This is a genomic window from Pseudomonas asturiensis (assembly GCF_900143095.1).
Taxonomy (GTDB): Bacteria; Pseudomonadota; Gammaproteobacteria; order Pseudomonadales; family Pseudomonadaceae; genus Aquipseudomonas; species Aquipseudomonas asturiensis.
This window is the reverse complement of sequence record NZ_FRDA01000005.1, coordinates 379,597-392,376: the sequence shown is the minus strand read 5'-3', so window position 1 is coordinate 392,376 and position 12,780 is coordinate 379,597. Positions and strand designations below refer to the sequence as shown.

General features: G+C 60.3%; 15 protein-coding genes. 10 read left to right on the top strand and 5 right to left on the bottom strand.

The genetic code is table 11. The features are described from left to right. Positions 1 to 2: 2 nt before the first annotated feature. From BUB69_RS12160 to hemN, 8 genes are all read left to right on the top strand, one after another. The gene (locus BUB69_RS12160) at positions 3 to 185 is read left to right on the top strand and encodes a CcoQ/FixQ family Cbb3-type cytochrome c oxidase assembly chaperone (protein WP_073166779.1); all 183 of its coding nucleotides are present in this window, start codon (positions 3 to 5) and stop codon (positions 183 to 185) included. Further along, on the top strand, positions 182 to 1,159 hold the full coding sequence (ccoP, locus tag BUB69_RS12155) for a cytochrome-c oxidase, cbb3-type subunit III (RefSeq protein ID WP_073166677.1): 978 nt from the start codon (positions 182 to 184) through the stop codon (positions 1,157 to 1,159). Before BUB69_RS12160 ends, ccoP begins: the two co-directional genes overlap by 4 nt. A gap of 64 nt (positions 1,160 to 1,223) precedes the next feature. Next, positions 1,224 to 2,639 (top strand): cytochrome c oxidase accessory protein CcoG, encoded by a 1,416-nt coding sequence (gene ccoG, locus BUB69_RS12150; RefSeq protein ID WP_073166674.1) that lies wholly within the window; start codon positions 1,224 to 1,226, stop codon positions 2,637 to 2,639. Positions 2,640 to 2,649: 10 nt separating this feature from the next. Next, positions 2,650 to 3,189, top strand: a complete 540-nt coding sequence (locus tag BUB69_RS12145) for a FixH family protein (protein ID WP_073166671.1) — start codon at positions 2,650 to 2,652, stop codon at positions 3,187 to 3,189. 1 nt (position 3,190) lies between these two features. Then, positions 3,191 to 5,641: a heavy metal translocating P-type ATPase gene (locus tag BUB69_RS12140; protein ID WP_073166669.1), complete on the top strand. Its 2,451-nt coding sequence runs from the start codon at positions 3,191 to 3,193 to the stop codon at positions 5,639 to 5,641. After that, entirely contained in the window at positions 5,620 to 5,838 is a 219-nt protein-coding gene (gene ccoS / locus BUB69_RS12135) for a cbb3-type cytochrome oxidase assembly protein CcoS (protein ID WP_073166666.1), read from the top strand. Before BUB69_RS12140 ends, ccoS begins: the two co-directional genes overlap by 22 nt. 8 nt (positions 5,839 to 5,846) lie before the next feature. Beyond that, positions 5,847 to 6,530, top strand: coding sequence for a sulfite exporter TauE/SafE family protein (locus BUB69_RS12130; protein WP_073166662.1), 684 nt, complete (start codon positions 5,847 to 5,849; stop codon positions 6,528 to 6,530). Between the two features lie 105 nt (positions 6,531 to 6,635). Continuing rightward, a complete protein-coding gene (gene hemN / locus BUB69_RS12125; RefSeq protein WP_073166659.1) occupies positions 6,636 to 8,018 on the top strand; it encodes an oxygen-independent coproporphyrinogen III oxidase in 1,383 nt (460 codons plus the stop codon). A 13-nt stretch (positions 8,019 to 8,031) separates the two neighbouring features. On the opposite strand, the gene BUB69_RS12120 is transcribed toward hemN, so the two are convergent. After that, positions 8,032 to 8,496, bottom strand: a complete 465-nt coding sequence (locus BUB69_RS12120; protein WP_073166656.1) for a chemotaxis protein — start codon at positions 8,494 to 8,496, stop codon at positions 8,032 to 8,034. A gap of 144 nt (positions 8,497 to 8,640) precedes the next feature. Here BUB69_RS12120 and fnr point away from each other — a divergent pair, with 144 nt between their 5' ends. Both fnr and BUB69_RS12110 read left to right on the top strand, forming a co-directional pair. Next, positions 8,641 to 9,375: a fumarate/nitrate reduction transcriptional regulator Fnr gene (fnr, locus tag BUB69_RS12115; protein WP_073166654.1), complete on the top strand. Its 735-nt coding sequence runs from the start codon at positions 8,641 to 8,643 to the stop codon at positions 9,373 to 9,375. Between the two features lie 62 nt (positions 9,376 to 9,437). Continuing rightward, positions 9,438 to 9,986, top strand: a complete 549-nt coding sequence (locus BUB69_RS12110; RefSeq protein ID WP_073166651.1) for an adenine phosphoribosyltransferase — start codon at positions 9,438 to 9,440, stop codon at positions 9,984 to 9,986. Between the two features lie 73 nt (positions 9,987 to 10,059). Here BUB69_RS12110 and BUB69_RS12105 read toward each other — a convergent pair whose 3' ends face one another. From BUB69_RS12105 to BUB69_RS12090, 4 genes are all read right to left on the bottom strand, one after another. Next, positions 10,060 to 10,461 (bottom strand): DUF2802 domain-containing protein, encoded by a 402-nt coding sequence (locus tag BUB69_RS12105; RefSeq protein WP_073166647.1) that lies wholly within the window; start codon positions 10,459 to 10,461, stop codon positions 10,060 to 10,062. After that, on the bottom strand, positions 10,462 to 10,941 hold the full coding sequence (locus tag BUB69_RS12100; protein WP_003370201.1) for a chemotaxis protein CheW: 480 nt from the start codon (positions 10,939 to 10,941) through the stop codon (positions 10,462 to 10,464). Between the two features lie 57 nt (positions 10,942 to 10,998). Continuing rightward, on the bottom strand, positions 10,999 to 11,868 hold the full coding sequence (locus BUB69_RS12095) for a CheW domain-containing protein (protein ID WP_073166644.1): 870 nt from the start codon (positions 11,866 to 11,868) through the stop codon (positions 10,999 to 11,001). Positions 11,869 to 11,970: 102 nt separating this feature from the next. Next, a complete protein-coding gene (locus BUB69_RS12090) occupies positions 11,971 to 12,759 on the bottom strand; it encodes a ParA family protein (protein ID WP_073166641.1) in 789 nt (262 codons plus the stop codon). Positions 12,760 to 12,780: the final 21 nt, after the last annotated feature.

The window sequence follows — 12,780 nt, the reverse complement described above, 5'->3', positions numbered from 1 at the left end:
ATATGGACATCGGAACGATTCGAGGCCTCGGCACACTGGTGGTGATGGTGGCGTTCATTGGCCTGACGTTATGGGTGTTCAGCCCGAAGCGCAAGGCTGAGTTCGACGACGCAACGTTGTTGCCTTTTGCCGATGATCCAGAGGCCATCAGCAAGGTCGAGCCGTCCAGGAGCGACAAGCGATGAGTACCTTCTGGAGCCTGTATGTCACGGCACTGACGCTGGGCACGCTGGTCGCACTGATCTGGTTGCTGATGGCGACGCGCAAAGGCGAGCGCAAGGATCAGACCAACGAGACCATGGGCCACACCTTCGATGGCATCGAGGAATACGACAATCCCCTGCCTGCGTGGTGGTTCAAGCTGTTCATAGGCACCATTGTGTTCGCTGTGGGTTATCTGGTGCTGTACCCGGGATTGGGTAACTGGCAAGGCCTGCTGCCTGGCTACACCTATCTGGACACGGACAAAAAGCGTGAATTTGCTGACGGCAGGCAAGGCTGGACCGGTGTTCATGAATGGGAAAAGGAAGTGGCAAGTGCCGAAGCCCGTTTCGGGCCGTTGTTTGCCAAATACGCCGCCATGCCCATCGAGGAAGTCGCCAAGGATCCCAAAGCGTTGGGTATGGGTGCGCGGCTGTTCGCCTCCAACTGCTCGGTCTGTCATGGCTCGGATGCGAAAGGCGCCTATGGCTTTCCGAACCTGACCGACGCGAACTGGCGTTGGGGTGGCGACACAGAATCCATCAAGACCTCCATCCTGAACGGCCGTCACGCGATAATGCCCGCCTGGGGCGAGGTGTTGGGCGAGCAAGGCGTGCGCGACGTCTCGGCATACGTCATGACGCTCATGAACGATCGAGCCCTGCCTGAAGGGGCCAAGGCTGATCCGGTTGCCGGGCAAAAGCTTTATGCCACCAGTTGCATCGCTTGCCACGGGGCAGAAGGCAAAGGCCTGGCGGTGCTCGGGGCTCCAGACCTGACACAGCCTGGCGGCTTTATCTACGGATCGAGTTTTGCCCAGCTTCAGCAGACCATCCGTTATGGCCGTCAAGGGCAGATGCCGGCGCAGCAAGCGACGCAGGGCGATGACCGCGTGCATATTCTGGCGGCGTATGTGTACAGCCTGTCGCGTCAGGAAAAACCGGCGGCCTCTCAATGACCGCGCATTGTCAGCAAGCGGCTCGACGGCGGCCCGTTGAATACTTTCGCTGCTGGACCGCGCAATGAATGAACGGATCCCGGTACACAACATCACGCCCCCAACGGATGGCGAAGACGCTTTCGTCGACCTGTATGCCTCGCACGAAAAAATCTATACCCGTGCGTTCAAGGGTTTGTATCGCAACCTGCGTATGACGGCCGGGGCGGTGCTGCTGCTGATTTACTTCGGGACGGTCTGGCTCAACCTTGATGGGCATCAGGCCGTGTGGTGGGACCTGCCTGAGCGGCGGTTCTACATTTTCGGCGCAACCTTCTGGCCACAGGACTTTATCCTGCTGTCCGGCCTGTTGATCGTTGCGGCGTTCGGACTGTTCTTCGTGACGGTTTACGCAGGGCGCGTATGGTGCGGTTATACCTGCCCGCAGAGCGTGTGGACGTGGATCTTCATGGCGTGCGAGAAGCTCACTGAAGGCGACCGTAACCAGCGCATCAAACTCGACAGCTCGCCCATGAGCAGCGAAAAACTGCTGCGCAAGCTGGCCAAACACAGCCTGTGGCTGTTGATCGGCTTTGTCACCGGACTGACCTTCGTCGGTTATTTTTCGCCCATTCGGCAACTGAGCATCGACCTGTTCACCGGCCAGGCCGATGGCTGGGCGTATTTCTGGGTCGGGTTCTTTACCCTTGCGACCTACGCCAACGCGGGCTGGCTGCGCGAGCAGGTGTGCATCTACATGTGCCCGTACGCGCGCTTCCAGAGCGTGATGTTCGACAAGGACACCCTGATCGTGTCCTACGACCCGCAACGCGGTGAGCAGCGCGGTGCGCGGAAAAAAGAGGCGGATTATCAAGCGCAGGGGCTGGGCGATTGCATCGACTGCACGATGTGCGTTCAGGTGTGCCCGACCGGCATCGACATTCGCGACGGTTTGCAGGTCGAGTGCATCGGTTGCGCAGCCTGTATCGATGCCTGCAATACGGTCATGGACAGAATGGCGTATCCACGCGGGCTGATCAGCTACACCACCGAGCACGCGCTGTCGGGGCAGGCAACGCGTACATTGCGTCCGCGCCTGATCGGCTATGCGCTGGTACTGCTGCTGATGATCGGTCTGCTAATCAGCGCCTTCATGACCCGCTCGCTGGCGGGACTGGATGTCAGCAAGGACCGCACGCTGTATCGGGAAAACGCCGAGGGGCGTATCGAAAACGTCTACAGCCTCAAGGTCATGAACAAGGATCAGGTCGCTCATAACTACGTGCTGGAGGCCCGCGGACTGCCGGATCTGAAATGGCAGGGACTTCGTGAAATCACTGTCGAGGCAGGCGAGATCATCAGCATCGCGGTGCAATTGTCCAGCGCGCCTGAAGCCCTGCCGTCGAGTTCGCAGGAGGTCACCTTCATTCTCACGGATAACGACCACGACGACACCCGTGTCGAAACCCGCAGCCGGTTCATCGGCCCGTCCATTCGCTAAGAGCATCGCCATGCCAGCCGCAACCGCTGCACGTCCCTGGTACAAGCACCTCTGGCCCTGGATCATCATTGGCATGTTGAGTTGTTCGGTGCTGCTCAGCCTGACCATGGCGGGCATCGCGATCAATCATCCAGACAACCTGGTCACCGATAACTATTACGAAGCGGGCAAAGGTATCAATCGCTCCATCAACCGCGAGGTACTGGCCCAGACCCTCATGCTGCGTGCCAGCCTTCATCTGGACGACGTCACCGGCGAAGCCGAACTGCGCCTGAGCGGCAACAGCAACCCTGAAAGGCTGGAGCTGAACCTGATATCACCGACCCGGCCGGACATGGATCGCCGCGTATTCCTGACCCGCAGCCCGTCAGAAGCAGGTCGCTACATCGGGCAACTTCAGGACCGGGTCGAAGGCCGGCGCTTCGTCGAATTACTGGGCACCGAAGGCGGCCAGACATGGCGCCTGTTCGAAGAAGAATGGATCAGGCCGGAGCGAACGTTGACGCTGGGCGACGAGCCGTTGCAGGCGGCTCAAGGCCGAAAGGACTGACGTGAACGCGCCCCTGCTCTGCTATCACTGCGCCCTGCCCGTTCCGGCGGGCAGCCGCTTCACCGCCGTGGTGCTTGGCGAAACCCGCGAGCTCTGTTGCCCGGGCTGTCAGGCGGTGGTCGAGGCCATCGTTGCAGGCGGGCTAGAACACTATTACAGCCATCGCAGTGAGACCTCCACGAACCCGGAAAACCTGCCCACGCCAGTGCCCGACGAACTGGCACTCTACGATCGCCCGGACGTACAGGCCCCTTTTGTGCGTCATGACGCAGATGTGTCGCAAACCACCCTGCTCATCGAAGGCATCAGTTGCGCGGCCTGTGGCTGGCTGATCGAACAGCGGCTCGGCAGGCTTGCAGGCGTGGTCGAAGCGCGGCTGAACCTGTCCAATCATCGCCTGACGGTGCACTGGATCAGTCATCAGGTCAGCTTCAGTCAATTGCTGAACGCGCTGCGCGGCATCGGCTACGTCGCACATCCCTGGCAGGCGGATCAGGCCGCCGAGCGGCTGGCCTGCGAGAACCGGCGGGCGCTAAGGCAATTGGGCGTCGCCGGTCTGCTGTGGTTTCAGGCGATGATGGCAACCATGGCAACGTGGCCGGAATTCAACCTCGACCTGAGCCCGCAGATGCACACGATCTTGCGCTGGGTGGCGCTGTTTCTGACCACGCCCATCGTGTTCTACAGCTGCACGCCGTTCTTCCGTGGCGCATTGCGCGATCTTCGCAGCCGCCACCTGACCATGGATGTGTCGGTATCGCTGGCCATCGGCACCGCCTATGTCGCAGGTATCTGGACCGCCATCACCGGAACAGGAGAGCTGTACGTCGATGCCGTCGGCATGTTCGCGCTGTTCCTGCTGGCCGGGCGCTATCTGGAGCGCCGGGCACGTGAACGTACTGCCGTTGCGACGGCACAATTGGTCAATGTGCTGCCTGCCTCGTGCCTGCGACTGATCAAGGACGGCCAGACCGAGCGCATTCTGCTCAGAGAGTTGGGCCTGGGTGATCGCGTGCGGGTGCAGCCCGGCACGGTGATACCCGTCGACGGTACGATTCTCGACGGTCAGTCGAGTGTCGACGAATCCCTGCTGACGGGTGAATACCTGCCCAGGCCAAGAACCGCAGGCGACCGCGTCACGGCAGGCACCCTCAATGTCGAGAGCCCGTTGACGATTCAGGTACTCGCCCTGGGGCATGACACCCAACTGTCCGCCATCGTTCGCCTGCTGGAACGTGCACAGGCAGACAAGCCACGACTGGCCGGCATGGCAGACCGCGCAGCGCAGGTCTTTCTGCTGCTCTCCCTGATCGCCGCCGCCGTTATCGGTCTCGTCTGGTGGCAACTCGATGCGTCACGCGCCTTATGGATCGTTCTGGCAATGCTGGTCGCCACTTGCCCCTGCGCCCTGTCGCTGGCAACGCCCACGGCACTCACTGCAGCCACCGGCACGCTGCACAGGCTGGGCCTGCTGCTGACCCGCGGTCATGTGCTGGAGGGCCTGAACAGGATCGACACCGTCATCTTCGACAAGACCGGCACACTGACCGAAGGACGCCTGACGCTACGAGCGGTTCTTCCTCTGGGAAGACTCGACGCAGACACCTGCCTGGAACTGGCCGCCGCGCTGGAAAGCCGATCCGGGCACCCTATCGCACGCGCCTTCGGCCAGGTGCCTCTCGTCGCTCGGGATGTACTGAATACACCCGGACGCGGTCTGGAAGGCTGCATGGGTGATCAACGGTTACGCATCGGCCAGCCAGCGTTTGTCTGCGCACTGAGCAATACCAAGGTACTGCAGATGCCGGACGAGACCGGCCAATGGCTGCTGCTGGGCAACACTGAAGGCCCGCTCGCCTGGTTCGGCCTGGACGATCGACTACGCGACGACGCCATTGAGCTGCTGCAAGCCTGCAAGGCACGCGGCTGGAACACCCTGCTGCTGTCCGGAGACAGCTCGCCCATGGTGCAGACGGTGGCAACGACGCTGGGTATCGACGACGCACGCGGCGGCCTGCGACCCGAAGACAAGCTGGCCGTGCTGCAGCAATTGCAGGCACAAGGGCACAACGTGCTGATGATTGGCGACGGTGTGAATGATGTACCGGTGATGGCGGCCGCCAACATCAGCGTGGCCATGGGCTCGGCCACCGACCTGACCAAGACCGGCGCTGACGCGGTGCTGCTCTCCAACCGCCTTCACAGCCTGATCGACGCCTTTGAACTGGCGCGCCGCACCCGTCGGGTGATTATCGAAAACCTGTTGTGGGCCGGCTTGTACAATGGCGTCATGTTGCCGTTTGCCGCGCTGGGCTGGATCACCCCGATCTGGGCGGCCATCGGCATGTCCGCAAGCTCGCTGATCGTGGTGCTCAACGCCCTGCGCCTGACACGCCTTCCACACGCGGCACGATTCGCCCAGGAGGTCTCATGCCCGCGCTCTACATCATGATTCCTGCCGCTTTGCTGCTGGTCGGCGTGGCGATCTATGTGTTTTTCTGGGCGGTGGACGATGGGCAATACGACGACATGGACGGTCCGGCCCACAGCATCCTGTTCGACGATCAGGATCCCGACCATCAGGCTGCAGCACAGAACACTCCATCTGATCACAAACGGTCAGACAGCGACGGAAAACCCCATGCCTGAAGCTCATCATGTCTGACCTGATACCCCTGCTGTTTTCCGCTCTGATACTGGGGCTGCTGGGCGGCGGGCATTGCCTGGGCATGTGTGGCGGGCTGATGGGCGCATTGACCCTGGCCATTCCCCGAGAACAGCGTACACAGCGGCTGCGGCTGTTGATGGCCTACAACCTGGGGCGCATCGTCAGCTACGCGATTGCCGGTTTCTTCAGTGGCCTGGTCGGCTGGGCAGTCGCCAACAGTCCAGGGGCGACCACCATGCGCGTCGTCGCCGCGCTGTTACTGATCGCCATGGGCCTGTACCTCGCCGGCTGGTGGAGCGGCCTGACCCGCATTGAACGCCTGGGCCGGGGCCTGTGGCGCCATCTGCAACCCATCGCTACCCGTCTGCTGCCCATTTCGAGCATCCCCCGCGCCCTTCTTCTGGGCGCACTGTGGGGCTGGCTGCCCTGCGGGTTGGTCTACAGCACCCTGCTCTGGGCCGCGAGCCAGGGCAACGCCATCGACAGCGCCCTGCTGATGCTGGCGTTCGGCCTGGGCACCTGGCCCGTACTGCTTGCCACTGGCCTGGCCGCCGAACGCACTACCGCACTGCTGCGTAAACGCAGCGTGCGTGCGACAGGTGGCGTGCTGGTGATGCTGTTTGGAATATGGACGTTGCCGGGGCCTCATCAGCATTGGTTGATGGGGCACTGACTGATCAGGCTTGCTCGCTGCAAAACCGGTTGACCCACATCAACATCCCATAAATACGCCCCTCGTATGCTCCTGCCCCAATTACCCCATCCGGGAAACATGCGCATGCTGGACGTCATTCGTTGGGATTCAGACCTGATCCGCCGTTACGATCTCACCGGGCCGCGTTACACCTCGTATCCGACTGCCGTGCAGTTCAAGACCGATGTGGGGGCCTTCGAGCTGCTGCATGCGCTGCGTGACAGTCGCAAGGCGATGCGCGCGTTGTCGCTGTATGTGCATATCCCGTTCTGCGCCAACGTGTGTTACTACTGCGCCTGCAACAAGGTCATCACCAAGGACCGTGGTCGGGCTCAGGTTTATCTGCAGCGCTTGATGCAGGAAATTCAGATGCTCGGGTGCCACGTCGATGCGGGTCAGGTCGTCGAGCAGTTGCATCTGGGCGGCGGTACGCCGACGTTTCTCAGCCACGACCAGTTGCGACAGTTGATGGCGCATCTGCGTACGCACTTCACTTTGCCGGACGACGACTCGGGCGACTACAGCATCGAGATTGATCCTCGCGAAGCCGATTGGGCGACCATGGGGCTGTTGCGTGAACTGGGGTTCAACCGGATCAGCCTGGGCGTCCAGGACCTGGAGCCGGCCGTGCAGCGGGCAATCAATCGCCTGCAAAGCCTGGAGGAAACCCGGACGTTGATCGAGGCAGCACGTACGCTGCAGTTTCGCTCGATCAACATTGACCTGATCTACGGTTTGCCCAAACAGACCCTCGACAGCTTCGCCCAAACGGTCGATGAGATCATCCAACTGCAGCCGGATCGGCTGTCAGTGTTCAGTTACGCTCACCTGCCAGAGCGTTTCATGCCGCAACGGCGCATTGACAGCGCTGACCTGCCCAGTCCCGAAAACCGACTGTCCATGCTGGAGCGCACGGTTTCGCAACTGACCCGGGCGGGTTACCGGTATATCGGCATGGATCACTTCGCCCTGCCCGATGATGACCTGGCCGTCGCGCAGGAAGAACGCACACTGCATCGTAACTTTCAGGGCTATACCACGCATGGACACTGCGACCTTGTCGGGCTGGGTGTGTCGGCGATCAGTCAGGTGGGGAATCTGTACAGCCAGAACAGCAGCGATCTGAACGACTATCAGACGCTGCTCGCCAGTGATCAACTGGCAACCAGGCGCGGGCTGGTCTGCAACGAAGAGGACCGGATCAGACGTGCGGTGATTCAACAGTTGATCTGCCATTTTCAGCTCCACTTCGCCGGTCTGGAGCAGACTTTTGCGATAGATTTCGAGCGCTACTTCAGCGCGATCTGGCCACAACTGATCGAGATGGCCAACGACGGGTTGATTGCTCTGGAGGCGGAGAGGATCAAGGTCTTGCCTGCTGGACGCTTGCTGGTTCGCTCGGTATGCAGCGTGTTCGATGCCTACCTCACCCGGCAGAATCGCCAACGATTTTCCCGGGTGATCTGAGCGGGCAGCAGTTTTACATTTTTTCAAGAACCAGCAAGCCCGCCTTGACCTTGTCGCCGTCGCTGGATTTGAGCTGGTTCATCAGCACCGAAAGATCGGCAGTCGAATTGCTGACCTGACTTTGCAGCATGCCCAGCACGGCCTGTAACGCCGTAGCACGCGTCTGTCGTTCGTCATAACTCAGGTTCCTGTCGTTGAGAACTTTCTGAATCTGATCCATCGTCTCCTCGATCCTGCGTTGCAACTCGCGAATGGCCTTGAGGACTTTCTGGACCGAGGTGGGCAAGCCGCTGTTCTCTATATCCGAGTGAGCGGACGATGATCTGGCCGCAGCCTTGCCTTCTGTCGACAGGTGAACTTCGATGCCCCTGGCGTCGCTCGAAGCCTGTGGTATGGCGTCCTGATCGGCAGAGTACGTGGTCTGCGAGGTCGGGGTACGCACCGTAACGCTGGTGAACAACGGCCCTGAAATGGACATGAAGGGTCATCCTGCGCAGATTAAGGGAATGAGAGGCTATCGGCAAAGCGACGGCAACCTTGATGTCACTCCCAGACTGGCCCTACTTGCCTTGCGTGAGTTACCCTTACAACCTATGTGTGATTTCCCACAAGGAATTAAGTGATGTCCGAGCCCGCCAAGTCACGTGCTTCAACCCAGGCTCATTGCAAGGATTGCAGTCTCGCCCCGCTCTGCCTGCCGCTTTCATTGAACCTTGAAGACATGGATTCGCTTGACCAGATCGTCAAGCGGGGTCGTCCCTTGAGGAAGGGCGAATTCCTGTTTCGCCAGGGCGATACCTTCGAGTCGGTATACGCCGTTCGCTCCGGGGCCCTGAAAACGTTCAGCATCAGTGACGCAGGTGAAGAACAGCTCACCGGTTTTCATTTGCCCAGCGAACTGGTGGGCATGTCCGGGATGGACGCCCAGGCGTACCCGGTCTCGGCGCAAGCGCTGGAAACCACGTCGGTGTGCGAGATTCCCTTCGAGCGCCTGGACGAATTGTCCGTGCAGTTGCCCCAACTGCGCCGCCAGTTGATGCGCGTCATGAGCCGCGAAATCCGCGACGATCAACAGATGATGTTGCTGCTGTCGAAGAAGACGGCTGATGAGCGCATCGCCACTTTTCTGGTCAATCTCTCGGCGCGCTTTCGGGCACGAGGCTTTTCCGCCAATCAGTTCCGCCTGAGCATGTCGCGCAACGAAATCGGCAACCACCTGGGTCTGGCGGTCGAAACCGTCTCCCGTGTGTTCACGCGTTTTCAACAAAACGAGCTGATTAGCGCAGAGGGCAAAGAGGTGCATATTCTGGACCCGATTCAGCTCTGCGCGCTGGCGGGCGGTGCCATTCAAAGCTGAGGGGTGCGATCCGGGACGGGTGGGCTTAAACTGTCGGCCAATCTTGCACCGGATCACCTCTGATGATTTTCGATGAATTGAGCTTCAAATCCCTGATACGCCCGGTTGTGGACTTTCCCAAGCCGGGTGTCGTCTTCCGCGACATCACCCCGCTCTTCCAGTCCCCCAAGGCCACCCGCCAGGTGATCGACAGCTTCGTGCAGCGCTACATCGAGGCCGACTTCAGCCACATCGGCGTCATGGACGCGCGTGGATTTCTGATCGGTTCGGTCGTGGCTTACGCCTTGAACAAGCCATTGGTGCTGTTCCGCAAGCAAGGCAAGCTGCCCGCTGATGTGCTCTGCGAGGCTTACCAGACCGAATACGGGGAAGCCTACCTGGAAGTCCACGCCGACAGCCTGTGCGATGGCGACTCGGTGATCATGTTCGATGACCTTATTGCGACCGGCGGCACGCTGATTGCCGCCGCCAACCTGATTCGCCGCATGGGCGCGCAGGTTCACGAAGCCGCTGCGATCATTGATCTGCCGGAACTGGGGGGTTCGAAGCGTCTGCAGGCGATGGCGGTTCCAACCTTCTGCCTGACTGAATTCGCGCTGGACGAACAGTAAGGCGTTGCTGGAAAAGCGGCCCGAGAGAAGGAACGCCTGATCGCGAATGTATCAGGCGGGGTCAATACGGCGGTCAGCCCGCCGTATTGCCGTGCAACTTGGTCATCAACTGCGCTTCAGCCTGAGTCAGTCCGCAGGACTGGGTCAGCTCGTCGATGCTGGCGCCCATGCCGACCAGGCGTGCAGCCTGAGCGAAGGACAGCGTGGAGGGATCGCGCTGTTCCAGTGCCGTCAGCTTGTCCGGCAACGGCGCAACGATGGCGCGCAGTTCGTGAAGGGCTTCACCCATGCGTACCGTGCCGCTCTGAAAGTTGTCCACGCGCCTGGCCAACTCCTTGATACGCTGATCACGCAAGGCAGCTGCCTCGTCACGCTCGGCGTCGAGCTTGCGCTGACGCTTGGTATGGGCCAGAAACATTCCCAGGGAAACGACCCAGAGAATGCCCAGGAAGACGACAGCTACCTCAAGAATCAATCAGATGTTCTCCAGCTCGGACCACTCTTCTTCGGACATCATTTTGTCCAGCTCGACCAGAATCAACAGTTCGCCGTTCTTGTTGCAAACGCCCTGAATGAACTTGGCCGATTCATCGTTACCGACGTTAGGTGCGGTTTCGACTTCGGACTGACGCAAGTAAACCACTTCCGCCACGCTGTCGACCAGAATCCCGACCACTTGCTTGTCGGCTTCGATGATGACGATACGGGTGTTGTCGCTGACTTCGACCGGTGCCAGGCCGAAGCGCTGACGGGTGTCGATGACGGTTACAACGTTACCGCGCAGGTTGATGATGCCCAGCACGTAGCTTGGCGCACCCGGTACCGGAGCGATTTCGGTGTAGCGCAGCACTTCCTGGACCTGCATCACGTTGATGCCATAGGACTCATTGTCCAGGCGGAACGTAACCCATTGCAGGATAGGATCTTCAGAACCTTGTGCAGACGACTTATTCATACCCCTAACCCCTCACGTGTGTACTCTGCGGGCGACGCGACTGGCGACGACCCATGATTATTTTGACTTGTTCAACTGCTTGACCGCGCCACTGGCAATCAGCTCGGCCAACTCTGCAACATCCAGCAATGCACACATGTGCTCAATCACTGTGCCCGCCAGCCATGGGCGTTGACCACGGTGTGTACGCCACTTGATTTCATTCGGGTCAAGGCGCAGCGAGCGACTGACCTGATGCACCGCCAACCCCCACTCGTAACCCTGAACCGAAATCACGTACTGCAATCCCTGGCGAAAATCATCGCGGTAGCGATCAGGCATGATCCAGCGCGCGGTATCCAGCACCTTCAGGTTGCCCGCCTGACACGGCAGGATCCCCAGAAACCAGTCCGGCTGACCGAACAGAGGCGTCAGCTCCTGCCCTGCCAACGGATAAATCGACCCGAGGCATACCAGTGGCACTGCCAGTGTCAGCCCGGCCACATCGAACAACAGGCACTCAAACGGCTCGGCAGCCCAGGCCGGACGACCATCACTGGTCGGCGGCGGCGTTGGTGTTAGCTGAGCCACCAGCGTACTGAGTTCGGCAACAGGCTCGACCCAGTCAACGGCCGGTACAGCGACCTCCACAACGGGCTCGGCCACGATCACCGGCGCAACTTCCACCACCGGTGCAGGCGTCACCACCGGCGCAGCGACCGCGACAGGCACTGCCACTGCGGCAGGTGCCGCCACCGCGACAGCAACCGGCTTGATCTGCGCCTTCATGCGCGCATCAAAAGCCTGTTCTTCGAGCACCGCTGCCTGAAACTCATCGATGGTGCTTTCAGGTTCTTGCAGTTCTTCGGTCGCGTCCTGAAGCAAGGCATCCAGATAAGACTGCAAAGCCAGCTTGGGTCGCGTTGCAACTTCTACAGGGCGGTTCATACCGGGGCCCAACAATAAATAGAGCGAGTGCAGCCTGATAGAGTTATCGGCCGCATTGAGGCATCACTTGAGCTGACAGCAAAGAAAGAATAAGTGCGCATGTCAGGCCACCTGAGCATTGAGTTGCTCGGCGAGCATATGTTTGAGCAGCGCCCGATAGGCGATCACGCCACGGCTCTTGCTGTCGTTCTGCGACGGCGTGAGACCCGCCCGGCTGGCATCGCGCAAACGCGTGTCTACCGGCACGTAGGCCTGCCAAACATGTTCGGGGAAGCTGTCGCGCAGCAGTTTCAACGTGCCCATCGATGCCTGGGTGCGACGGTCGAACAGTGTCGGCACGATGGTGTAAGGCAACGGCACTTTGCGTGAACGGTTGATCATGGTCAGGGTATTGACCATACGTTCCAGGCCCTTCACGGCCAAGAATTCGGTTTGCACCGGAATGGCCAACTGCTGACTGGCCGCCAGCGCGTTGACCATCAACACACCAAGCAACGGCGGACTGTCGATCAGCGCATAGTCAAAATCCTGCCACAACTGCGCGAGGCTCTTGGCGATGACCAGCCCAAGGCCGCTCTGGCCAGGCGACTGACGCTCCAGTGTCGCCAGTGCCGTACTCGACGGAATCAGCGAAATACGCTGGTCGCTGGTCGGCAACAGTAGCTGCCCCGGCAAACCTTCAGGCACCTGGCCCTTATGCAGGAACAGATCGAAGGCGCTGTGCTCCAGTTCGTCAGGATTGTGCCCGAAATAGCTGGTCATGGAGCCGTGGGGGTCGAGATCGACCACGACGACGCGCTTGCCCGCATCGGCCAGCAAACCGGCCAGAGCAATGGTCGTGGTGGTCTTTCCGACTCCACCTTTCTGATTGGCGACTGCCCAGACTCTCATTGATGATTTTCCTTCCGTACA